The organism is Clostridium pacaense, assembly GCF_020709765.2.
Lineage (GTDB): Bacteria > Bacillota > Clostridia > Lachnospirales > Lachnospiraceae > Enterocloster > Enterocloster hominis.
Genome location: NZ_JAJFEB020000006.1, coordinates 213,065 through 237,639, shown reverse-complemented (window position 1 = coordinate 237,639; position 24,575 = coordinate 213,065). Strand labels below are relative to the sequence as shown.

The following is a 24,575-nucleotide window of genomic DNA, read 5'->3' as shown; positions in this document are numbered from 1 at the left end:
CATCCACCTCCTATTCCTCATCATCCCACTTATTCTTCTTAATCTTTGCCTTAATGCATTCAATCAACGGCTCCTCCACACGGATAGGATCGTAATCCCCCTCCAGCTTTCCCTCGCCTGCGCAGCCCGTGGCACTGACACAGTGCCAGGATACCGTCCCAAAGAGCGCTGCGAGCCGGTCCATCATGGCGCGGTCCATGACACACTTATCAAATACCTTCCGGACCACGTCCACCCTCATAAGATTCCTATCCTCATCCCATAATTCCCAGCACTCCGGACGTTCAAACAGGAGGTCATGGTGCGGCAGTTCATGTATCTCCGGCGCCGCCTCCAACAGATCACTTTTGATAACGGAAAACGCCATATGCTGTCTTGTGCGGATTTCCCCTATTTCACCTGATTCGTCCAGAAGGTCCACAACCTTAAAGAACAGGGAAAATGGGTCTGTATTCCGCTTTTTTGTCTGAGTATGTTTTTTCGTCCTGACCAGGCTGGACGCAGCAACCGTCTTACCTCTGCTATTCCTTTGCAATTCCCCCTGCGCCTCAATGTCCAGGACCTTGCAGTCCCTTATTTCTTCCCCATTACTTTTTGTGTCTTCCAGCGTAATCTTCATATCCTTGGGATCAATCAGATAGATATGGGCGGACATGTGCTTAAGGTGGCTGACCAGGCTGTTCATGGAATCTGCATCCATCATGGTCTCACCGGATACATCATATAATCCAATCACCATGCGGTGCCCTTTATAGTCCATATTTACAAATATAGGATGGACGTAGACCGGTTCCGTGCCGATTGGATATACTTTTTCCCTTATCATCCGCTCGGCATCCCTACATTTTTCTCTGTAAAATACATCCGTACTCTTTTTCTGTGCTGGGGAAAATACGATTCCATCTCCCGGCGTTCTCAAACGTTCAAAGTTATTTCCGATAATAGACAGGGACATGGTGGATTTTCCTCCGTGCACCAGCGCCAGCATGGATATGCCGCAGAAATCCTCTGCCCTGAACCATTCAAGAGGAAGCATCGTATTACAGCGCGGGCAGCATGGATATGCTTTCATCACCTCGATTCCGTCAACTGCTATCGAATACGTTTTACTCCCAGCCGGTTTCTCTGTTATCTCCATATCCAGTAATTCTTTATCTTCGTTCCCTGTACTGTGTGAAATCTGTTTCCCATCCACATCCCCCGGCATATCCGGATTATTTAACAGACGCTGCCTGGACCTCTCATATCTGGCCAGATACGCAGTTCTTTCCTTCTCCACTGTTTCCAGCAGAACTTCCATCTGGTTCCTCTGGCCTGCTCCGCCTGCCTTTAACAGATATCTGCTGTTCCCCTCCGCTGTTTTATTCCCCCGCAATTTATCCGCCTGCCGGTCATCGGTTTCCTTTTTCAGAAATTCCTTATAGCAATCCTTTATAATGGTCTTTTCCAGATATTCAACCTTATACTCTGACAGGAACTGTATCTCATAGGACAGATTGTTTTCATCAAACGTTTCAAACTTAAATGGACATATATTCATATCAGGTCCCCCTTTTCGATTTTGTATTTTCCGTTCTCAGGATATGCTGACTATAACCTCGCCCAGCTTACGGATATAAAGGCGGTAAACCTTGCCCTTCAGCAGATTGGCACTATCCGTATAGTTGAAATCCTCCTGTCCCTCATCCCGGATCTTGAACTTATCATTGCCCTCAAACCGCAATCCGTCCCTGCCGTCCTCACCCAGGGGATAGACAATGATACCTGTGGTGCCTCCAGCCAGGGCTTCTCCCAATGTGTCTATCTGCTTCATACCGCTGACCCTCACATCGTCCAGACAGTAGAATCCCTTCAGTCCCCTGGCTCCCTTTGCCCCAATCAGCTCTTCCCCGCATTCAAGGGTCAGGGAGCATTTAAATGTCTGTTCCAGGGTTTTCCGTATATAATCAATCTTTTCATCCATCTCCGCCTGTAATGCTTCCAGGCTGTCCGGCAGTTTTTTCATCTCCTCCAGATATTTCCTGATATCCGATTTCAGGTCAAGAAGCGCCTTCCGGGTCTCCATTGCCTTCCCATATGTCTCATTCAGCTGCTTCCGGCTCAGCCCGTCCGTCTTACCGTCCCATGTGTCAGTGCTGCCTGCCTTTGAAAAGCATGTATCCAGTGCCTGGACCAGATTTTCCGCTGTGTTGGCAGGCTGTATCCCATCCTGTGTTATGTACTGTTTTATCCCCCAGCGTTCAATCTGAACATCCGCCAGTCTTTCAGACAGCCTGCAAAGCAGGACCTGGTCCAGATTGATTCCGTCCAAATCAATCTGAGGCATCAGCTCATCATATGTATGGCGCATCTCCTGGATTTCCTTTCTCAGCTGCCTTATGGACTCTGCCGAGTTTTTGATGAATTTCCGCTTCCTCGTGTCACTCTTTTTAGAAGATGTAATCATCGCTGCTACTGCTGCCAGGACAACCGCAAACACCACCAGCACGGTAATCATCCGGGCCTTATTCACCACATATCCTTTTACATTGATGACGGCTGTCATGCCGGATTCATCCACCAGCTGAAGCCCTATCTCCAAAGCCCCTGTTTTCTTAGCGGTAAATACCACAACCCCATCCTTCTGTACCGCATACACAGGATTCCCGGCATCAGACTGCACCACTTTTTCAATCTTCACGGATTCCCCGTCCGGATCCGTAAACAGATCCTCCTCCAGCACCATGAAGCTCTGCTGCTTCTTATCATCCTGTATCACGGTATGGCTGAAGAATACAGGCGGAATTTTGGCTGCCCGCGGCCCGCGGCCCCTGATTTCTCCTCCCGGCACCCAGAACTCCAGATTGACAAACCCCTCATACCTAGCATCCACCTTAAAATCATATGTGCCATAGTCAGGTACCAGGAATTGCCCACTGCCGCATCCCATACCCGTCTTGGTCAATACCATCTTCTCCTTTTTTCCGGATGCAAATTCCAGATAGCAGGTCACGTCTGCAGCCGGGTCTATATCCACTGCGCCGCCGGCCCCGTCGCAAAAATCCGCTTTTACCGTCACCAGGCTGTTCTTATAGATGCCGCTTCCGTCCACGGATGCAAGACGGCACACAGCTTTTAAATGTGCGTAAAAAGCCAGCGTCCCCTTTACCTCAGAAGGATCCTTCGCCTCCGCCTTTACCGTCCATTTTCCCACAGACGGATTTTGAATGGTTATGTATCCCGTCTCCCCGTCCATCCATGTATCAATCTGGCCGTTCCCGGATGATTTCCCCTGCTCATTCCCTTCTCCCGCAGCTTCCTTTCCGGCGGTATCTTCTCCAGCCGGTATCTCCGGCTCCGCAGAAAGCGACTCAATCCCCTTCAGGGATATCTGTACCTTGTCCACTCCCATGGAAGGCACATAGAAGCTGTATATGCCATCCTTATCCATGGTTATATTCTCATACTTCATATTGTTCTGCATTGCATAAAATACATCGGAAAACTTATCTGCAAGCCTGTCAATCTCATTCTCCGCAACAGGGAAAAAACGCTCCTGGTCGTACTGCCCATCCTCTTTAAAATAATTAACCAGGTTCCTCAGATAGGCTTCGTCTGCCCGGTCCTTTTCCAGGAACACACAGTACAGCGCAATCTGCGCCTCATTGATTTCCCCCGCTGCCTGGCTGGTCATATTATTGGCCCTGGCTGTGTAGCTGCCGGTTCCCTCATAATCCTCATTTATCCCGTCACTGAACAGGACGATTATCCTCTTTCTGGATATATCCTGATTTTCAAAAAGCTTCAGCGCCTCAGAAAGGGCTGACCCAATATTGGTGTCACGGTTTCCGTCATCCTTATCCGTAAAATTCAGGAAGGACATAACCTTCTTTGTATCCTCCTCCCCTGTGAGGGATGTGAGGGAGCATCTCTGGTAAACGTGGTCCGCAAAATACACACCGCCAATCCTGATATCCGAACCCACTGCCAGATTGGCCAGGACCCTCACAGCCTGGTCCCTGATATCCTGCTGCTTCCACATACTCCTGCTGTTGTCAATACAGAACACAACATCATAGCCCGTATCCGACACATTGACAGCCTCCACCGCATCCATGGCCGCCACTGAACTGTTTTCCTCCCCCCGTGCCGCCATGATCGTCCCAAACATCATTCCTGCCGCAAGCATGACTGCCAGCCCCGTCTTTAATGTACGTCTCCACACAACCTTCATCGCTCCCCCTCCTTAGTATCCTTTATTTACCTGCTGTATGATGAAATTATACCGCTTTCCGCCAGAAGTTTCTCAACTTCACTTTGGACACAAAATTGTGTATAACCGCATAGGTTAATTTTAACTCCCCCTCCCTACAATATCAACACTTATGTACATTTCGACGTTTTTTTGTTATTTGTGACCATGTTTTTACATCATTTTTTAGCCATTTGTCCCAGCAGGAATATACATAAAAAGCCCGGTCCGCGTCTGTCAAACTTCGACAGGCCGCGGCCGGGCATTTCCTTATTCAGTTACGGTTTCTTCTTTCCCATGGAACACTAAATCAATCCAGCACCACATTCACCTTCATATAATTCCCGGGATTCTTTTCAATATCAATAATCGTCTCCGGCGTCTCATCCATGGAGACAACCTTGGTGAGGATCCTTCTTACATCCACCTTTCCCGTATAAATCAGGTCGACGGCTTCCTCGAATTCGCCTGCGCTGGTGCGGGCGCCGCGGATGTCAACCTCCTTGCGGGTAATGGCGTCGGTGGGAAGAGGGGTTTCCTTCTTTGGCCAGCCGGTCAGGGTGATACGCCCTGCGTTGGCCACGATATCCAGTGTGGATCGGACCGCGGCATTGGCGCCGGAGCACTCCATGACCAGTTCCGCCATTCGGCCGTCCGTGTACCCGGCCACCTTGGCCACCATGTCCTCTTTCGCGGAGTTGATGGTACAGTTCACTCCCAGTTCCCTGGCATATTCCAGGCGCTCATCCACCACATCAATCACGATGGGTTCTGCACCGTAGGCCAGGGCAGCCATGGCTGCCAGCAGACCGATGGGGCCTGCGCCGATAATCGCCACATGCTCGCCGGCCTTCAGCCCGCCCCTGTGGATTCCATGAAGCGCAATGGTCAGCGGCTCTGCCATGGGAGCGATGTCCCAGGGCATATCCTCAGGCAGCTTCCACAGCATGTCGGCGGGATGCGCCATATATTCCGCCATTCCGCCTTCCACATGCACGCCAAGTACCTTAAGGTCCGTACAGCAGTTGGTGCGTCCAATCGAACAGGGATAGCATTTGCCGCAGTACAGGTATGGGTCAACAATTACACGGTCCCCCACCTTAATCCCCCGCTCATTGTCCTCCGGGATGGACAGTACTTCCCCCACAATCTCATGGCCGATGACCCTTGGAAATGAAACCAGCGGGTTGGTCCCCCTGAACGCCCCGATATCGCTGCCGCAGATACCGGCCGCCTTTACTTTGATAAGTGCCTCGCCCTCTGCCGGCTGGGGCATTTCCATATTAATACACTGAACCTTCCAGGGCTCTTCAAATTTAATCGCTTTCACGGCTTAATTCCTCCTAACTTTCCGTCTCATGATATTCCGCTGCTGTACTGCGCCTGAACCTGTCTGAAAATCAATATCCGCGGGCCGGTTCCTACCGACGTATTTACTCTGGGAAGCACTTTCATCAGCCCCCCAGATACGCCTTCTTAATATCATCCGAATCCATCAGTATCTTGCTGTCCCCGCTGGCAACCAGGTTGCCAACCTCCAGGACATAGGTCCTGTTGGAAATGGACATGGCCATGAATGCGTTCTGCTCCACGATTGCAATGGGTATGTTCCTTACTTTATTGACACGCACGATGACGTCGAACATATCGTCCACGATAACGGGCGCCAGTCCCAGGCTTGGCTCATCCAGCATAAGCAGTTCAGGGTCTGACATCAGTCCCCTTGCAATGGCTAACATCTGCTGTTCGCCCCCTGACATGGAACCTGCTTTCTGCTTTGCACGTTCTTTCAGCCTTGGGAAGATTTCGTACTGCTCTTCCAAGTGGCGGTCCATGTCGGCCTTGGACATTTTCACGGAGTAAGCGCCCATCTCCAGGTTCTCCTGCACGGTCATGTTGGGGAATATCTCGCGCCCCTCAGGCACGTACACGATCTTATGTCCCACCACCTTGTGGGAGGGCAGGCCGCTGATGACCTGTCCGTTGTACTCAATGGTTCCCTTCCTGGGCTTGTTGATGCCCATGATGGACTTCATGAGGGTTGTCTTGCCTGCTCCGTTGGCTCCGATGATGGAGACAATCTCGTTGTCCCCCACTTCGATGGATACGTCGAACAAAGCCTGGACCTTGCCATAATATACGTCAATTCCATTTACCTTAAGCATGTGCAGCCCCCCTTGCCATGTTCTGCTTATAACGGTCGCCCAGGTAAGCCTTGATGACCACCGGATCCTGCTGGATTTCCTCCGGCGTTCCCTCGGCAATCTTGGCGCCGAAGCTGATGACCGTGATATAGTCGCTGATGTTCATGATGACATCCATGTTGTGTTCAATAAGGAAAATGTCAATGCCGGAATCAAATACCTTCAGCATGATATTGACGAATTCCACACGCTCTGACGGGTTCAGTCCTGCCGCCGGCTCGTCCAGGAACAGAAGCTTTGGGTCTGACATCAGGGATCGGGCCAGTTCGGTCAGCTTCTGCTTTCCGTAAGGCATGTTGGCCGGGTATTCATTGGCCAGGTCCTTAAGTCCGATGAATTCCAGGATGGAATCAGCCTTTTCATGAATCAGCTTTTCCTCCCTTGCAGCCGCCCCGAAGTTGAACATGAACGGGAAGAAGCCCTGCTTCATATCCATCATGCTGCCCATCATCAGGTTCTCCTTCACGGTCATGGAACGGTACAGCTTCAGGTTCTGGAAGGTACGGCTGCAGCGGGTCTGGGCAATCTGGTGTGCGCTCATGCCGCTGATTTTGGTGCCCTCATGGTAAATCTCACCTTCGGTCAATGGAAGGAGTCCTGTAATCATATTGATGGCCGTGGACTTGCCGGCGCCGTTAGGCCCGATCAGGGCGTGGATGGTACGCTCCTTCATGTCAAGGGACAGGTCATTGACCGCAACCAGTCCTGAGAAACGTTTTGTGACATTTTTTAGGGTCAGTACGGATTTTCCTTCTCTGTTATCAGACATTTGCCTGTCCTCCTTTCACTGCTTTATCCGCTGACTTCTTAATCCTGAACAGGGAGACAATCCCGTTTGGCAGGAAAATGACGAACAGCAGGGTAATGATGGAGAATACCAGCCAGTAATAATTCTCCATGAACCGTAAGAACTCGGGTACCAGGGTCACCAGGATTGCGCCCAGTACATTGCCGGGCACGGAACCGATGCCGCCGATAACCAGCATGACTACATAGTTAATTGAAAATTCCAGGTTGTAGGCGCTTGGGTTGATGAAGCCTACATAGTGTGAATACAGGCTGCCTGCGATGGTTGCATAGATGGCTGCCAGGGTAAATGCCATGATCTTGATGTTGGCAATGTTGACGCCGCCCGCCTCAACCGCATCCGGATTATCCTTGACAGCAAGGAAGGAACGCCCCCACTTGGAATTGACAATCCGGTACGCATTGAATATGAGCAGTACCGCAATGACCAGGTAAAGGTAATAAATCTCCTTGTTGCTCTGGAACTTGAAGCCGAAGATGGAGAAGGTGGGAATGCCTGTGACGCCCAGCGCCCCTCCTGTAAGTCCGGTCAGGTTGGTCATCAGGATCCTTACAATCTCGGAAAACCCGATGGTGGTCAGCGCCAGGTATACGCCGGATACGCGCAGGGAAGGATATCCAAGGCCCATGCCGATGAGGCATCCCATGCCCACAGCCGCAACCAGGCAGATCCAGGGATTCAGCCCCAGTTTGGTAGCCAGCAGAGAGGATGTGTAAGCGCCCATGGAGAAAATTCCCGCGGTTCCAAGGTTCATCTGGCCGGTAAGGCCTGTGATGAAATTCAGGCCCACCACGATGATGATGTTGATAAGCACCTGTATCATCAGGTTCAGATGGTAGTTATTAGTTATGAACATAGGGAGAACCGCTGCCAGAGCAATCGCCGCCAATGCAATTATCATTGCTGATTTATTCTTTTTCATCGCTCTCCTCCTTATCTCCTGTTTCCTAAGATTCCTGAAGGTTTAATCAGCAGGAAGATAATCAGCAGCACAAAGGACAGGCAGTCCTTATAGACAGAAGGGATGATCATGCTTCCGAAGATTTCCACAACCCCCAGGAGTATGCCTCCCACAATCGCGCCCGGAAGATATCCGAACCCGCCGATTACACCGGATGCAAAGCCTTTCAGGCCAATCATGGATGACATCTGCAGCTCTACGTTGAAAATCGGTATGACCAGGACACCGATGGTTGCGCAGATAAGGGCTGACAGGCCAACCGTAAACGCAATGTTCATGGGAACGTTGATGCCCATCAGGGATGCGGCTGTCTTGTTCTCAGACACACAGCGCATGGCCTTCCCCATCTTGGTGGTCTTAAAGAAGATCTGAAGGCCTGCCGTTATGATGGAACATACAACGATGATTACAATATGTGCCTTGGACACTACGATGGGGCCCAGATGAAAAGAGCCCCTAAGGAAGTTGTCCAGGGTAAATGGCAGCGGTCCCCAGATTAAACGTACGCATTCCGTGATGATCCTGCCAAGTATGACGGTTCCGATTACAGCAAATAAATTCGTTGATAGTTTGCTCAGGGGGTTGAATATGGCAAATGCGCTTACCATACCAAGCAGGAACATGGTAAGGACCGTGCACAGGATTGCCAGTACCGGCGGGAGCCCTAAGCTCAAAACATAGGAGCCTGCGAACATATAGGCGCCAAACAGAATAAATTTATCATGGCTGAAATTAAGGAGCCCGGTTGAATTCCATATAAGTGTGTACTCAATACCTACCAGGGCATAGATGAAGCCCATGGCAACACCGGTAATAAGCAGCTGTACAAATACCTGCATATGTAAACCTCCTTGTGATTACCCATTAATCAAGGGATATCTGCTGTGTTACGTTCATATTCTTATCGCCGTCAAATTCCAGGATGTACAGGTTGGTGTTCATCTCGCCCTGTGCATTGCAGTTCAGCTTACCGAATACGGCGTCAAAATCTTTTGTCTCAGACAATGCCTTCCTGATATCCTCAGGCTTGTCGGAACCAGCCCTGTCAATGGCGTCTGCTGCAAGATAGGCTGCCGTATAGTACATGGCTGCATACCTCTCCACATCCTCGCCCCAACGTGCATGGAAAGCATCCAGGAACTTCTTCATGGCTGCGTTGGATTCGTCTGCATAGAAGTCAGTGGATGCATAGGTGCCTTCCAGCTGCTTTGCATCACACAGGTCATAGGTCTGGGACTGTGCAAGTGCGTTTGGTCCAACGTGAGGGATATCGCCCATGCCAAGCTCGTCTAACTGGCGTACAATCAGGGCAGCCTCTGCGTCATGTGAGAAATCGAATACAACATCCGGTCCCCATCCCTTAATCTTGGAAAGCTGGGAGGTCAGGTCCTTGTCGCCGGAGGTAAAGCCTTCTGAATAATACTCAATGCCGTTGTCAGCACAGTACTGCTTGGTTGCCCCGTCAGCGGCCACGCCATAGTCGTCCGTATCATACAGGGCGCCAATCTTCTTTGCCCCGAACTTGTCCTTTGCAAACTCTACCATAGCCGGTCCGACTGCTCCGTCGGATACGGAAATACGGAAGAAGTATGGGTTCTCAGCTTCCAGAAGCTTAGGTGATGTGGCTGCTGTGATGAAAGGAACACCAGCCTTCCTGTAAAGCTCCTGGGTTGCGGATGCCATTGGGGAAGTGTGCGGTCCAATGGAAACAGATACGTTCTCGCCCAGGATCTTGTTAACCGCGTTAACGGCGCCGGTGGGGGTTCCTGTATCATCTACCAATACCATCTCAAGGGGTCTTCCGCCCAGCACCCCGCCATTTGCGTTAATCTCTTCAAACGCCATTGTAATGGCCTGTTTCATACGGATGCCGCCGGCTGCCATGGGGCCTGTTACCATGTTGGAGACGCCTACCTTAATCGGCTCTCCGGTTGCAGTGGACTGCGCTGCCTGTCCTGCCTCTGTCCCGGACTCCCCTGCGGCCGGAGCTGCCGTTGTCTGCTTGCCCGGGGAACCGCTGCATCCTGCCAGTGATGTTGCCACCATACATGCCGCCAGTGTCACGCCTAAGATTTTTTTCATGTTTTTCTTCATGTTTTAATCCTCCTCTTCTTATCTTTATACCTTCTTAATGCTATTATTAAGAATCTTAACGATATATTAACATGGGTGTAATATATCTTAATGCAGTTAATATACTACCAAGGAGTTACAATTGCAATAATAAATATTTTTTTAACGATACTTTTGTTACATTTAACATTTATTTTAAATAATTTTTGTGCATTTTAACCGTTAAGGTTTGTTAACACCCTATTGACATGCCGTATTATTGTATATCACAGTCTTCTGTCTCACTTGACAGATTGATGACAAAGACGATATACTAAGATAAGTAAAATTTAACAGATATATAACTTAATATATTACTCAAATCGTGGTATTAATATATATATACTGCCAAAGGAGACCTGAATATGGAAAATTTCACTCAGAAGCCCGGGGAAACTGCCCGGGAATACGCACAGAGGTACCTCTTGTACCAGATTATCAACCTTAATTTTGAACCGGGACAGAAGATTTCAGATGTGGAGATATCAAAAGAACTGAATATCAGCAGGACACCGGTCCGGGAGGCCATCCTCTCCCTTACCAACGGGCAGCTGATTGAAAGCTATCCCCAGCGCGGGATTTTTGTGTCCTTGATTAATTCGGAGATTGTGGAACAGGTATGTACCATGCGTAAGATGATTGAAGGCCCTTTGGCAGAGATGAGCTGCGCCCTTGTTACCCAGAGCAACCTGGACAACCTCTATGACACCATCACCCTCCAGAAAGACTATGCTTCCGGCGGACCCAGGGAAAACTTTGAGAAATTCCTCTCCCTGGACATTGCGTTCCACAAAGAATTTTACGATATATGCGGCATGTCCTTCATCTATGATACCATGCAGAATGTAATGCCCCACTTCGACCGCCAGAGAAAGCTCAGCTACCACATCGCCATCTCCGACCGTGTCATCAACGAACATCTGGCCATCTGCAGGGCGCTGGAGAATAAGGACCCGGCGGCAGCCGGCAGGGCCATGGTGGAACATATATCCACCGCCCTTGTTGACCAGGGGATTTTGAAAAAGAAGTTCCCGGATTATTTCCTGTAGATTAACAGATGTCTTAAATGCGAAGATGCAAAAAAGCTTCCCAGTATATGTGCCGGCGTGGTACCAAGGATGGTGCCACGCCGGCATATATGTTTTGGGAAGCTTTTATGTTGATGGCTTTGAGTATTGGCGGCTTTGGGTATTGTTTACTTTGAGTATTGATTGCTTTGGGTATTGTTTGCTTTGGGTATTGACTGATTAATATATTTATATCAATATAATATATTATATTTCAGTACTTTCCGGTATATCCTTTGTCACAATCACATCCGTATCGTAACCAAGAAGTTTATGGATGACCACGGTTCCTGATGCAACCGGGGCAGTCAGGGTGCATTTCCTGATTTCAGCCATGGCATCGAATATGCGCCCTTTAGGGATTGGCGCTGTCAGGCGCACACTGGCCAGGGGAAGGATTCCTCCTTTTACAAGGACGGAGGTGGCAATATTCCTCTGGGGGTCTTTTAACTCCTGTTCCACATAGGCGTTGCCTTTCTTGCAGGTTGCGCCTTCAATGGAACGTATTTCCACTGCGCCGCCCTCTTTTTCTTCTATTTCAGCCCTGATTTCGCACCCATTCGGGCAGATGATACATGTAAATTCCCTCATCATTCCACACACACCTCCAGATTTCCGGATGTTTTCAGCTGCTCCGGCTTGATTTCCATCTGTATCATCTCTGCCGGTATGGCCTTTTTCATCTTCTTTGCAGCAATCTCCACGCCGTCCTGGCGCACAACAATACGGCAGTCCTTCATGGGACGGTTTACACGCATGGACAGCTTGAATCCCCGTGTGCCGCTGATCCGCTGTGGAACGGTATGGTTTATGTTCCTGTCCGTCTTAATCTCAACCGGACAGTCGGGGAGGCCCCCGTCCTGGATGTATTCCGCCGCCGAATCAGCCAGGTTCTCAGCTTCCATGGATACAAAGTCCACTAAATCGTGGACATGAAGCACATTGCCCGCAGCAAAGATGCCCGGCACATTGGTCTGGAAATATTCATCCACCACAGCACCCTTTGTCCTGCCGTCCAGGGCAACGCCTGCATCCAGGGAAAGTTCATTTTCCGGTATCAGGCCCACTGAGAGGATTAACGTATCACAGCTGTATTCCTTTTCCGTGCCCGGAATGGGTTTAAAATGCTCATCCACCTGGGAAATGGTCACGCCCGTAAGGCGCTTGTCACCATGGATTGCAGTCACCGTATGGCTCAGATACAGCGGGATGCCATAGTCATTAAGGCACTGTTCAATGTTGCGCGGAAGGCCGCTGGGATATGGCTGGATTTCAAATACAGCCTGTACATGGGCGCCTTCCAGGGTCAGCCGCCTGGCCATGATCATCCCGATATCGCCGGATCCCAGGATTACCACTTCCCTGGCGGGCATGATGTTATAGAGATTAATGTATGCCTGGGCAACACCTGCCGTGAACACCCCGGTGGGACGCTCTCCCGGAATCCCCAGCGCCCCCCTTGTCCTCTCCCGGCAGCCCATGGTAAGGATCACCGATTTGGCCTGCCACTGCCTTAAGCCGTCACGGGTGGCGGCTGTTACCAGCTTTGTGTCCGTCACTTCCAGCACGGCAGCGTCCGTGATATATGGAATCTTAAGTTCCTCCACCTCATCGATAAACCGTTTGGCATACTCAGGCCCGCTGAGCGTGGTGCCGAAGCGGGTCAGCCCAAAGCCATCGTGGATACACTGGCGCAGGATTCCGCCCAGCTGTTTTTCGCGCTCCACAATCAGGATATTGCGGATTCCTTTATGATATAATTCCACTGCGGCCGCCAGCCCCGCCGGGCCGCCTCCTACAATAAGTACGTCAACGGCTTCTGTCCTGATTCCGTCCATCTGGCTGCCTGTCTCTGTATCTATCCGGGTGCCTTTCCTTTTGTCCATCTGCCCGTCCATTCCTTACACCTCCTGCCTGACTCTGCCGAAAAACATCTGGGAGCCTTTTCTTGCATATTGTACTTCAGTCTCTTTCCTGCCCAGCTCTTCCTCTATCATCTGGGCAATGCGCATCTGGCAGTACCCGCCCTGACAGCGCCCCATCATGGAACGGGTCCTGTACTTGACGCCCGCCATGGTGTCCACGCCCAGGGGATTGTGGATTGCGGCAAGGATTTCAGCCCTGGTCACCTTTTCACAGCGGCATATGACCTCGCCATAGTCCGGATTTTCCTGTATCAGCTGGTTCTGTTCTTCCTTTGTCAGCTCCTCAAACCTTGGGATTCCCCTGCGCACAGGATTAAAGCCAGGATTTGGCTCCAGCTTCTCCCGCTCTGACATGAGTCCGATTGCATACCGGGCAATGGGCACCGCGGCGGTCAGTCCGGGAGATTCTATCCCCACCAGGTTGATGGCCCTTGGGGCAATATCATCACGGATTTCAATCTTAAAATCCTGGATTGCGCCATTGTCATCCACCCACTTGGGAAGGATGCCGGAATAATTGCGGATATAATCCTGCTTGCGGATGCAGGGCCAGAGGCCGGAGGCGCTCTTAGCAAGGTAATCCATATTTTCCTGGGGCACGCCGTAATATGTAAAATCAGATACCATATCTGCATTAGGCCCGATGATTACATTGCCGTCCGTGGTATTGGTCACATGGATTCCCATGTAGGTATTGCTCGGCACCGGGTACACCGGCATGGGAAGGAGCGGCCCGGTCCTCTTGTCCAGTATGATATAGTCGCCCTTTGAGCCGATGATCTTATAGCCTTTGATTCCCAGCATATCGGAAATCCGTCCGCAGCCCAGCCCCGCGCTGTTAACCACCCAGCGGGTATGGAATACGCCGTGAGGGGTTGTAAGGGCGTAAATTCCGTCCCCATCCCGTTCAATGGCAGTCACTTCATGGTCAAAAAAGTAGTCCGCCCCATTGGCATGTGCGTTCTCAGCCAGCGCGATTGTGTAGTTAAATGGATCCACGATGCCGCTGTTATGTGAAAACATGGCAAACTCACCCACCACTGCAGGCACCAGTTCATGGAGGCGTCTGCTGTCAATCAGCTCCAGCCCGGAAGCGCCGTTGGCCTCCCCCTGCTTAATGGTACGTTTCAGGGTCTCCATATCTTCCTCCGTGTTGCCTACCAGCACCTTCCCGCATCGGATGAATTTAAAATCCAGCTCCTCTGCAAGTTGTCCCATGTTTTTATTACCCTCCACACAGAACTTAGCCTTAAGGGATCCCGTGTCATAGGCAAACCCTCCATGGACCACGCCGGAATTACGTCCGCTGGTCTCATAGCATACGTCCAGATTCTTCTCCAACACACCGATTTTAAGGGTGTATCTGGACATTTCCCTGGCAATGGCGCTGCCTACCACGCCGCCGCCGATAATGAGTACATCATATAGCTGTTTCATGCCGCTGTTTCCTCCTTGTTTTGGCACTTTGCGTCCATCTGACTGATGCGCATTCGATTCATCCCATGAATATATTTTATTTTTATCATATATAATGGATTTAGTCAATACAAAAAATATAATTACATGAAATTCATAGGATGACTTTTCCTTATACAGAGTATGCATCTCCACTGGCACATTTTCCATAGGGCACATTTTCCATAGGACACACCTTCCTATAGAAAAAGCCCTGATACCGCAATACAGCCAATGCCGTCGGTATCAAGGCTTCCGCCTTTCCTATATGATTTTACCTGACAACCGTAAACGCCCGTTCCCTGTCCAGCATGAATGGACGGTAATATCCGGTCAGGCAGGATAAGGGTAGCACTTCCTGATGCAGGATGATTCCCAATTCTTCCTTCATATATTTCCGCCTGTCCCCTACCCGTTTCCACATCTTTGGATAACACTCCTTCAGTTGGTTCCTCATATCCTCATCTGCCAGGGCAATCCCGCTCTCAGCCCCGGCGCCCCCATAGCCAGGCACGCTGGGAATGATATCTGCCTGCAGCAGCATCCCGCTTTTGAGCAGCTGGCCTGAATCCTTCCATATGGGAGATGAAAGCCATTCCTCATCCGCAGTCAGATGCCCGGGATTCAGGCTCCATCCATATTCTTCCTTAGGCAGGACGGTTTCCATCAACTGGTACAGTTCCCCTCCCTTCATACCAATCTTAACCTGCTCCAGCCATGCCGCCATAGCTGCATAATACGGGGCCGCCACACGTTCCAGATAATCCCTGGACGTCTCAGGAAGTTCCTCCTTACAACTTACCGCATACCCGGCCCGGCTGGTAAGACCGCCCTTAAAACCCGTTGTCAGGGATAGTTTGTCCCCTATCCTAACCCTTTTCCTTCCCGGGTAAAGGGATGCGTCCTGAAACCGCTCACCAGCTGCGCTGATTGTCACCACGCTGTTTGGCTGTCCCCAGATTTTCAGGCTGCTCCCAATCTCCATCTCACTTTTTCCCGGCCCTACCTGGTTCATGCCATTAAGGACACAGTTGCCGGAAAGGGCTGAACCAAATTCATAATGGGCTATCTCATTGCAGTTGTTCACCGTGCGGATTCCATGGCCGGGATGGATGAAGATGCCTGTCTTATTTATTATCCGTGTCCCCGCTCCGGCCAGATTTTTCAGCGCGGCAATGATATAATATGGAACATCAAAAAGCTCATCCTGACCAGTGCATCTTTCTTCAAGAAGCTTCCATCCCACAACCCCAATCCGCTTTGCCTCTGCTGCCCGTGCTTTTAAAAGCCCGTCCCTGATTGAAAGTCCCCTGTCCATCGGCTGATTCGGCAATGAAAATGCCGGTACATGGACTGCCCTGGCCGGTATCCTGGAATAGCTGGCCATTTTCAGGTTTTCATTTCCCAACAGCAAAAAGGCAGTATCCCCGCGGTGGATTACCAGCAGCGCCTCCTCAAATCTGGGAAGGAAGCCTGTAAGATATTCAAAATTAGACCCATGCTCCAAATCCCCATAAATAATAAGGCAGTCTATCTGTTCCTCTTCCATTGCACGAAGTAAGTTCTTCCTTCTCTCCTCCATGGTAAAATCCGATAGAGGGATCGGCTCCAGGATTTCTGCCTTTGGCTGCCTTACCCTCTTTAGCACCATGTTTCCCTTGTCATACTGCTCCAAAACCATATCCCCCTCTAAATCCCGGCCCTCTCATAGACCTGTTTCATCCTATGTCCTGCATCTGCCAATATGGCCTCCTCATCCAGGGTCAGTACCTGCCTTTCCTTCATAACCAGTTTTCCGTTGATAATGGAATCACTGACATCACTTCCATAAGCAGTTTCCGCCACGGTGTAGGCCAGGTTGCTGGTAGGCTCCAGATGGGGGGCATGGGTGCGGATGAGTATAAGGTCCGCCTTCGCCCCTGGCTTCACGGCCCCCTTTACCCCCTCCATCTGCATGGCGGCAGCGCCTCCCATGGCTGCCATCCTCAGGATATCCTTGTTGGGCAGCGCCGTGGAGTCAAAGACAGGAAGTCCCCATGCAGCAGACAACCCGGTCCGGATTGTTTTCATTTCCTCAAATATGCTGACATCATCCCTGGCAGCCCCATCACTTCCCAGCCCCACGGTTACCCCCCTGTCTAAAAACTGAGGCGTTTTCGGGAATCCCTGGCAGCAGAAATTAGCCCGCGGGCAGTGGACCACCTTCATACCGCTTGCTGCCATCACCGGTATCTCCCTGTCAGCTACCGCAACGCAATGGGCAGCAACCACATTTTCCCCAAGGACCCCAATCCCGTGGAGATATTCCACCGGCCTTAGATGGTAATGTTCCAGGCAATAAACCACCTCATCCTTATGTTCTGCCAGATGCAAATGGATTCCTGTCTTTAATTCCGCTGCCCGCGCCCCTGTCATACGGATCAGTTCATCCGAGCATGAAATAATCTGCCGCAGCCCAAACCAGATGGCCAGCCTTCCATCTCCTTTTCCATTATAATGCCTGTAAAGTTCTTCCGTTCTTTGGATGCACGCTTTGGCAGGCGCCTTCATGGAAGCAGGTATCATTTCCCCCTTATCCATGGTGGAACGGCTGAGGGAGGCCCTCATACCGGATTCCAGGACCACCTCTGCCACCTGTTCCATGTGCGTGCCTCCTGCATCTGCAAAAGAGGTGGTCCCTGATTTAATCATCTGCAGGCATGCAAGCCTGGCGCTGGCAGCCACATCCTCCTCTGTAAGGCTGCTCTCAAAGGGTACCAGGAATCTGGTCCAGATCATAGGAAACTCATCGGAAATCCGGCCCCGGAGAAGCTGCTGGCATACATGGGTATGTCCATCCGTAAGACCTGGCATGACAAGCTTCCCCCTGCCGTCCAACACCGTGATTCCCTGGTATCTTTCCTCCATCTCCTTTGTTTCCCCCACCTCCAGCACCATGGATTGGTCAACCGCCACCGCCATGTGCCGGGGCGTGGAATAATCTTCAGTCATTACCGTGCAATCCTTAATCAAAATATCACATTTCATGTCCGTTTCCCCTATCCTTTCACCATGCCGCTTGCAATGCTCTTTTCCACCTTTTCCTGCGCCAGAAGATAGATGGTTACCGTGGGCACCAACGATATCATGATGGCTGCAAATATTACGGAATACAGTACCCCAAAATCCCCCTTCAGGCTTAGAAGTGCCACGGATATGGTCCTTAAGCTTTTATCATTAATCAGGACATTGGCAATGGGCAGTTCGTTATATGTAAACAGGAAGGTGATGATGGCGCAGGTTGCCATGGCCGGTTTGGCCACCGGCATGATGACCAGCATGACGATTTTGGTCAAACTGCATCCATCAATCATTGCAGCCTCATCCAGATCCGAGGGTATTCCCTCAATATAATTTTTCATGATAAAAAACACAAGCGCCATATTTAATCCGGCATATATGATTGTTAATGTCCACAGGCGGTTCTTCAGTCCCAGACTGCTTACCATCTGTACGATGGGTACAATGGCGCTCTGTATGGGAATCATGAGGGCCGCGATTAACAGGCCGGAAACAACCGATGCAAACGGTACCCTTTTCCTTGCCGTCACATAGGCTGCCATTGTACAGAATAACAGCATGATTGCGATGGCGCTACCGGATACAAAAAGCGAATTGGCCGTGGCCTTTAAAATCCCGGCCATTTTCTGGGCCATTACATAATTTTCAAAGACCGGATGGAGCGAAGGTACCAGGAAGGCGCTGAATATCTGGCTGTTGTCCTTAAAGGACGATATGAATGTAAAATACAGTGGGAACGCAGCAGCCAAAAACCATATGACCGCTGCCGACCAGTACAGTATGGTCCCCGGGGTTATCCTTTTTTTCATGATTCCATCCTTTCTCAGTCCCTTTGACGAAATATAAGATTGACAATAAATGAAAATGCAAGGCAGATAAGGACTACCACCACCGCAATGGAATCCGCATATCCCAGACGGCTGTATGTAAAGGCATTGTTGTAAAGCAGCGTGTTGGGAACCTCAGTCGCCCCGCCCGGACCGCCAGAGGTCAGGCCCATCACCAAATCGAACATCTTAAATGCCCCGGTAAATACAAATACCAATACAATCTTAAATGTGGACTTCATCATGGGAACCGTAATATAGCGCAGCTTTTGAAAGCTGCTTACCCCGTCAATCTGGGCAGCCTCATAAATCTCATCGGGTATGGCTGCCAGACCTGATGAGAACACAATCATCTGGAAGCCCGCATCACACCACATATAAATCAGGCATACCGCCGGCATGGCCGTTGTATAATTCCCCAGAATATTAATGCCACGGATGCCAAATTCCCGTAAAAGCACAGTGACCGGCCCCATTTTGGGATAAAGGATGAATGTAAACATCAGGCTGATGGCAATCCGGTTAATGACCACTGGCATGAAATAGAAGGTCTTAAACAGGCGTAATCCCCTGAATTTCCGGTTGATGACGGTTGCCAGGAAAAATGCAATGGGGATTGTCAGGAACACGCCGGTGCCTGCCAGCATGAACACATTCTTAAATGCAGTGGCTGTCTGATAATCATGAAAAAAGGTCCTGTAGTTCTCAAGTCCCACAAACCGGTAGGCCTGCTGCTTAATCCCATTCCATTCAAAAAAAGAGGTATAGAATGTACTGCACACCGGAAACACAATGACTGCCCCATATAGAAGAAGGGCCGGAAGGAGGAGCAGTACCCCTTCCGGCGAATATTTCTTGCCATTTACACGAAACTTCATCTGGCAGCTCCTTTCCTCACACAGCGCCCTTTAAAGGCTACCGCCCTTCCTTGGAATACTGCTCTGCCAGGGTCTTACACACTTCCTCAGGACTTCTTCCCACAAACAGGGACTGGAATTCCGATCTGGTTGTATCCACCAGGCTGGCATTATTCAGGTACGCCGTAAACTCATCTGTGGACGCCGTTCTTTTTGAAAATTCTTCCATAAAGCTGCCCACCACATTCTTGGCCTTGGAAAAATCAAAGTCAAAATCCACAGGGAATGCACCGCCGCCGTTCCGTTCTGCATACCCCTTAAATGTGTCTGCCGAAAGCATGAAGGACAGCAGGCTGCAGGCCGCCTCGTATTCCGGGGTACCTGGCTTTGAAGAAATCATGAATCCTTCACTGGCACTGGCAATCCAGATGTCCTTGTTCTCAGGCCGGTCACCGAAGGAAGGAAAATTCACGCACACAATATCGTCTGAAAAGTCCATCTGCTGGAACCGGTCAAAATGATATGCTGCCGTGTACATCATGGCCACCTGCTTCTGTTCAAACAGTGAGATGGTATCCTGTACTTCAAAGGAAACAGCATCCGGGTCAAGCACGCCTTCGTCTATAAGGGTCTTAAACTGTTTTGCAAGAGCCATGCCTTCCCCGCCGTCCCATTTAATCGAAGCATCTGCCAGCTGGTCCCGGAACCGGGTGCCGTACATCATACAGGATAACGCACTGATGAACCTCCCCACCTCTGCCTTGCTCTTGGCAGCCACGCCAAAGGGGACAATCCCCGCCTCATTCAGTGCAGGCGCCATGGCCTCAATTTCCTCCCAGGTTCTTGGAACCTCTGTGATGCCATGCTCTTTTAGCAGGCCGGTATTAACAAATACCTGTCCTGTGTTCAATGCATTGGGGACGCCATAAATCCTGCCTCCAAAGGTAAATGCCTCAAGCATCTCATCTGAAGACGGGCCTGTCCAATCAGGGGCTTTTACCACCTCTGTCAGGTCTGCCACCAGCCCGTTTTCAACCCACTGGTCCAAAGGGAACCCATTATTAGCAATGAACAGGTCCGGCAGGTCCCCTGAAGCAACACCTGCATTGATTTTTGCCTTAAAGGCTTCCGAGTCGTCACCAATGGAGATATCCTCTATTTCTATATTGGGATTTTCCTCGCGGAACTGATTTAACTTTTCAATATAATAGCCGGCCCTTACCAGCTCCGGATTCACAAATCTGGATAAATATGTTATCTTTACTGTTTCGCCGCCTGCTCCTTCTGTCTTTAAATCCGCCGCTTTTGAGTCTTCCTCTTTTGAGTCTTCCTTTTTTGACTCTTCTTTCACAGACTCTGTTCCGGCATTTCCCCCCTGGGCCCCAGATGACCCGCAGCCTGACAGAAGACCAGCCGCCATGGCGGCTGCCATTACCAGTGATACCATCCGTTTCATATGCTTCTCCTCCTTATTTTTTCTATCTGAACTTATTTTATCACCTATATGGTTCATTACCATGGAGACATTTTTTCTTTTATTTGTACTTTTTTGCAGATATGCCTCTATTTATCATTCATTATTCTCCCCCTCCCAAATTATTCTCAATATATTTATACTTTCTTGTCTTTTTTGTATTTTTTTGTCCGCTTAACCCCGGAAAATTGACAATATTATTTTCATTATAGTATGATAAGACTGTATCAGGAAAGGAGATTTTAATGGCCTTGTTCAAAAAAACCTCATTGCGCTTCCGCCTTAACCTATTCTGCATGGCAATCAACCTCATCATCATCATCTGTATTGCAGCAGGCATAGGTTTTATCAGCAACCGGATGCTGAGACAAAAATCCATCGCATCCCTGGAACAGCAGGCCGCCCTGGCATCGGAACGGCTGGATGCCCTGCTGGACCGCGTTGAGAACGCATCCCTTCACTTTGTAGTGAATGAGGCTTATAAGGAGACCTATGAATCCCAGAAAAATTCAGGTTATTATGATTCCTACCTTTACTCCGCCACAATCACAAGCCATCTGCTGGAGTTCTTAAGCGTCCAGAAGGATATCTACTCCATGGCATTCTTTACATATGACGGAAAAAGCTTTTACCGGGCCTTTAATGAAGAAAGCAGCTTAAAAAGCTCTCCGGGCCAGGAAAAATTAATCGAGACCTTTCTTTCCGATGGTTATTCCCATCACTGGTATGTAATTCCCAGGGAAGGGAATCCTCAATGTGCAGAGTTTGTGTTTATCAGGAAAATGTATAACCTCAATGGACATCTGCGCGGCATCCTCTCCCTCACCTTGGATGAAAAAAGCGTCACCGCTTTATTTCCTTCCGAGCTGTCCGGAGATGCCGCTTATGTACTGCTGTTCCCGGAGGACCTTTATTCCCCTACTCCCCTATCAGGTACCCCGGTCATGCTGGATGACTCCCAGCTTATGGTTACCAGGCCCTATGACCGGCTCTCTGCCTCCACCGCCACCCTGGTCTCCAAAGCCTCCGTTTATCATGATTCCTATGTCCTTGTTACAGTCATCATACTCATCGGCATTGCTGCTTTGGTCCTGTCCTTCTTTGTATTCCATCAGGCAACACGGTATTTCCTGGCGCCCCTGGAACTGATTGTGGATAAAGTCAGGCTTCTTTCCCAGGGAGATTACTCCACCAGGATCCATGCCGCATTTCATGACGAACTTGGTTCCCTTGCCAATCAGATTGACCAGATGGCGGCAAATACAGAACACTTGATGGAACAGATCCGCACTTCGGAGGAGCGGAAAAAGGAATATGAGGTAGCCTATCTGCAAATGCAGATGCGTCCCCATTTTCTTTATAATACATTGGAAAATCTGTGCGGTATGGTTGCCATCGGAGAGAACTCCACCGCTGTTTCCATGATCCATGATATCTCCCAATTCTACCGGGCCGTATTAAATCAGGGCAATTCCATTATCTCCCTGAAGGCGGAACTGGAGATTTCAGAAAATTACATGAGTATCATGGACAAACGCTATCCTGCAATGTTTTCCTGGGATATCCGGGCAGATGAGGATGTGTTGGACTGCCGCATTCCAAAGCTTACCCTCCAGCCGCTTTTGGAAAATTCCATCATCCATGCCTTTGCCTCCTGCCCGGACTTTTCCTCTGGTAAAATCCCAGGGAAAATCCTTATCTCATGTGTGCGGGAATCGGATATGATCCGCCTGATTGTTTCTGACAATGGGGCCGGCATGACAAAAGAACAGCTGAACTGCCTCTCAGGGGAATCCGTTTCCCGGCCAGGCATCTCTTTTGGCATCCGCAGCATTGAAGAACGGCTTCGGCTGAACCTTGGGGACTCGGTGTCCATTTCCATTGACTCAGAACCAGGAAAGGGGACCGTTATCTGTCTGTTGTTTCCCGCTGAGCCAGCTGGCAATCACAGGGACGATGAAAGGAATATAAATCATGATGTATCGTTTTTTAATAGTTGATGATGAATATTACATACGCCAGCACATCCGCTGCTGTATTCCATGGGAGGATTATGATTTCCAGTATGCAGGCGAGGCCTCAAACGTACCTCAGGCCATGGAATTCCTGGAGCACAATGCGGTGGAACTGATCCTTCTGGATATTTCCATGCCCGGACAGAGCGGCATGGACCTGCTGAAGCTTCTGGATGAAAAAAAGCGCCCCCATGTAATCATCCTGACTGGTTTTGCCACCTTTGAATATGCCAGGGAGGCGCTGAAATACGGCGTCAGTGATTATCTCCTCAAACCCATCAAACCGGAAACCTTGACAGCGGCCATCACATCCCTGAAGGCAGAGCTGGACCGCGAGGGCAACCGCACAAAGGCTCTTTTACAGCTGGAATGGACCAGTACTGTCATAGAGCAGGAAACGCGGCGGAATTTTTTCCGAAGCCTCTATACCGGGCATATCCCGGACCGGGCGGAAGAACTGCTGGAAGCATACGGCATCCGCCCCTCTTCCCGTTACCTTATCCTGATTCTTGATACCACGTCCAGGAACAGCCGTGACCGGCATAACGGCCAGAAGCAGGCTGACCGGCTGGCTATGAATAACTGTGCGGAGCAGCTTTTAGCCTCCTCCTGCTTTTATCTGATCAATCCGGACGGATACGGGCGTTCCGTCATTCTTTTAGATAATTCCCTGGCCCCCCTGTCAGGCCAGGAGCTTACAACCAGGCTGCAGGCGTCAGTCAGTGAGCGGTTTCATCTGTCTTTGCTGTCAGGCTATTCCATATCCGCCTCCGGTAAAGCAGGGGACATCCTTGCTGCCTATCAGAACAGCCTTCAGTTTTTCTGGCTCCGCACCATTTACGGGGAAACCATTGATATCAGCCAGGTGTCAATGCCCTCCCTTCCGGTCTTAGACAGTCTGTCTGCCTTAAACAACAGGCTCAGGCTTGATCTGTCCGGCAAACAGGAAACCGCTGTGCTCCATGTTCTGGACAGGATTTTCCTATTGCTGAAAAAACATCTGTTTCCCATTCAGGCCCTTGAATCGGAAATTGTATCCCTGATGGGAACCGCCATCCATCATGCCGCCGAAAAACACCTGGATATCCTTTGCAGTGAAAAGGACTGGAATTCCCTGTCCTGCACCGAGTTAATCCAATCCGGACTAAGGCTGGAGGAAATTAAGGAAACATTTACCCGCCTCTTTTCAGCTTTACTGAGCGCACAGGAATCGGGGGACCGCCACTTCATAGAGGAAGTGGTCCTGCAGTCCCAGAAGATAATAGACCGGGATTTTGCCAAGGCCTGTCTCAGCCTTAATACCATTGCGTCGGAGCTGCTTGTCAGTCCTTCCTATCTGAGCCGCAGCTTTACGAAAATACAGGGGATATCCCTTACCGCCTACATCACCAGATGCAGAATGGAGCACGCCAGGGACCTGCTGAAAAACACGGATATGTCCATTGCCCAGATTTCAGAGCAGTCCGGCTACAGCGATTTATTCTATTTTTCCAAACGTTTTAAATCTTTTTGGGGAGTACCTCCCTCCAGATACCGTCTGTCCGGTCCACCGGACGGGACCGGGCAAGGGGAGGAATAA

Annotated in this window: 19 protein-coding genes; 3 read left to right on the top strand and 16 right to left on the bottom strand. The window is 50.1% G+C overall.

Translation table 11 applies throughout. The features are described from left to right. Positions 1–10: 10 nt before the first annotated feature. The 8 genes from LK536_RS42535 to LK536_RS42500 all read right to left on the bottom strand — a co-directional run bounded on the left by LK536_RS42535 (position 11) and on the right by LK536_RS42500 (position 10,298). Entirely contained in the window at positions 11–1,540 is a 1,530-nt protein-coding gene (locus tag LK536_RS42535; protein ID WP_008724672.1) for a hypothetical protein, read from the bottom strand. 36 nt (positions 1,541–1,576) lie between these two features. Beyond that, on the bottom strand, positions 1,577–4,213 hold the full coding sequence (locus LK536_RS42530; RefSeq protein ID WP_227794427.1) for a vWA domain-containing protein: 2,637 nt from the start codon (positions 4,211–4,213) through the stop codon (positions 1,577–1,579). A 328-nt stretch (positions 4,214–4,541) separates the two neighbouring features. Beyond that, on the bottom strand, positions 4,542–5,561 hold the full coding sequence (locus tag LK536_RS42525) for a zinc-binding alcohol dehydrogenase family protein (RefSeq protein WP_227794428.1): 1,020 nt from the start codon (positions 5,559–5,561) through the stop codon (positions 4,542–4,544). Positions 5,562–5,685: 124 nt separating this feature from the next. Continuing rightward, positions 5,686–6,396: an ABC transporter ATP-binding protein gene (locus tag LK536_RS42520; protein WP_008724665.1), complete on the bottom strand. Its 711-nt coding sequence runs from the start codon at positions 6,394–6,396 to the stop codon at positions 5,686–5,688. Beyond that, positions 6,389–7,204, bottom strand: a complete 816-nt coding sequence (locus LK536_RS42515) for an ABC transporter ATP-binding protein (RefSeq protein WP_025484004.1) — start codon at positions 7,202–7,204, stop codon at positions 6,389–6,391. Before LK536_RS42515 ends, LK536_RS42520 begins: the two co-directional genes overlap by 8 nt. Beyond that, positions 7,197–8,165 (bottom strand): branched-chain amino acid ABC transporter permease, encoded by a 969-nt coding sequence (locus tag LK536_RS42510; RefSeq protein ID WP_008724663.1) that lies wholly within the window; start codon positions 8,163–8,165, stop codon positions 7,197–7,199. Before LK536_RS42510 ends, LK536_RS42515 begins: the two co-directional genes overlap by 8 nt. Positions 8,166–8,176: 11 nt before the next feature. Beyond that, a complete protein-coding gene (locus LK536_RS42505) occupies positions 8,177–9,043 on the bottom strand; it encodes a branched-chain amino acid ABC transporter permease (protein WP_008724661.1) in 867 nt (288 codons plus the stop codon). A 25-nt stretch (positions 9,044–9,068) separates the two neighbouring features. Then, complete coding sequence (locus LK536_RS42500) at positions 9,069–10,298, bottom strand: ABC transporter substrate-binding protein (protein ID WP_025484006.1); 1,230 nt, start codon at positions 10,296–10,298, stop codon at positions 9,069–9,071. Between the two features lie 383 nt (positions 10,299–10,681). On the opposite strand from LK536_RS42500, the gene LK536_RS42495 reads away from it, so the two are divergent. Beyond that, entirely contained in the window at positions 10,682–11,365 is a 684-nt protein-coding gene (locus LK536_RS42495) for a GntR family transcriptional regulator (protein ID WP_025484007.1), read from the top strand. A gap of 225 nt (positions 11,366–11,590) precedes the next feature. Here the strand turns inward: LK536_RS42495 and LK536_RS42490 are convergent, their stop codons facing one another. The 8 genes from LK536_RS42490 to LK536_RS42455 form a co-directional block, all read right to left on the bottom strand. Further along, a complete protein-coding gene (locus LK536_RS42490) occupies positions 11,591–11,977 on the bottom strand; it encodes a DUF1667 domain-containing protein (protein ID WP_227794429.1) in 387 nt (128 codons plus the stop codon). Continuing rightward, entirely contained in the window at positions 11,974–13,221 is a 1,248-nt protein-coding gene (locus LK536_RS42485; RefSeq protein ID WP_227794760.1) for an NAD(P)/FAD-dependent oxidoreductase, read from the bottom strand. The genes LK536_RS42490 and LK536_RS42485 overlap by 4 nt, the downstream gene beginning before the upstream one ends. A 63-nt stretch (positions 13,222–13,284) precedes the next feature. Continuing rightward, positions 13,285–14,745, bottom strand: a complete 1,461-nt coding sequence (locus LK536_RS42480; RefSeq protein ID WP_227794430.1) for an NAD(P)/FAD-dependent oxidoreductase — start codon at positions 14,743–14,745, stop codon at positions 13,285–13,287. Positions 14,746–15,037: 292 nt separating this feature from the next. Continuing rightward, positions 15,038–16,444, bottom strand: a complete 1,407-nt coding sequence (locus tag LK536_RS42475; protein ID WP_506092144.1) for an aminopeptidase P family N-terminal domain-containing protein — start codon at positions 16,442–16,444, stop codon at positions 15,038–15,040. Positions 16,445–16,452: 8 nt separating this feature from the next. Continuing rightward, positions 16,453–17,790: an amidohydrolase family protein gene (locus LK536_RS42470; RefSeq protein WP_227794432.1), complete on the bottom strand. Its 1,338-nt coding sequence runs from the start codon at positions 17,788–17,790 to the stop codon at positions 16,453–16,455. An 11-nt stretch (positions 17,791–17,801) separates the two neighbouring features. Next, the gene (locus LK536_RS42465) at positions 17,802–18,632 is read right to left on the bottom strand and encodes a carbohydrate ABC transporter permease (RefSeq protein ID WP_040382175.1); all 831 of its coding nucleotides are present in this window, start codon (positions 18,630–18,632) and stop codon (positions 17,802–17,804) included. 14 nt (positions 18,633–18,646) lie between these two features. Beyond that, complete coding sequence (locus LK536_RS42460; protein ID WP_227794433.1) at positions 18,647–19,528, bottom strand: carbohydrate ABC transporter permease; 882 nt, start codon at positions 19,526–19,528, stop codon at positions 18,647–18,649. Positions 19,529–19,565: 37 nt separating this feature from the next. Further along, positions 19,566–20,963, bottom strand: coding sequence for an ABC transporter substrate-binding protein (locus LK536_RS42455; RefSeq protein ID WP_227794434.1), 1,398 nt, complete (start codon positions 20,961–20,963; stop codon positions 19,566–19,568). Between the two features lie 314 nt (positions 20,964–21,277). Between LK536_RS42455 and LK536_RS42450 the strand changes: the two genes are divergently transcribed. Then, positions 21,278–22,981, top strand: coding sequence for a histidine kinase (locus tag LK536_RS42450; RefSeq protein WP_506092143.1), 1,704 nt, complete (start codon positions 21,278–21,280; stop codon positions 22,979–22,981). Then, the gene (locus LK536_RS42445) at positions 22,956–24,575 is read left to right on the top strand and encodes a response regulator (RefSeq protein ID WP_227794435.1); all 1,620 of its coding nucleotides are present in this window, start codon (positions 22,956–22,958) and stop codon (positions 24,573–24,575) included. The genes LK536_RS42450 and LK536_RS42445 overlap by 26 nt, the downstream gene beginning before the upstream one ends.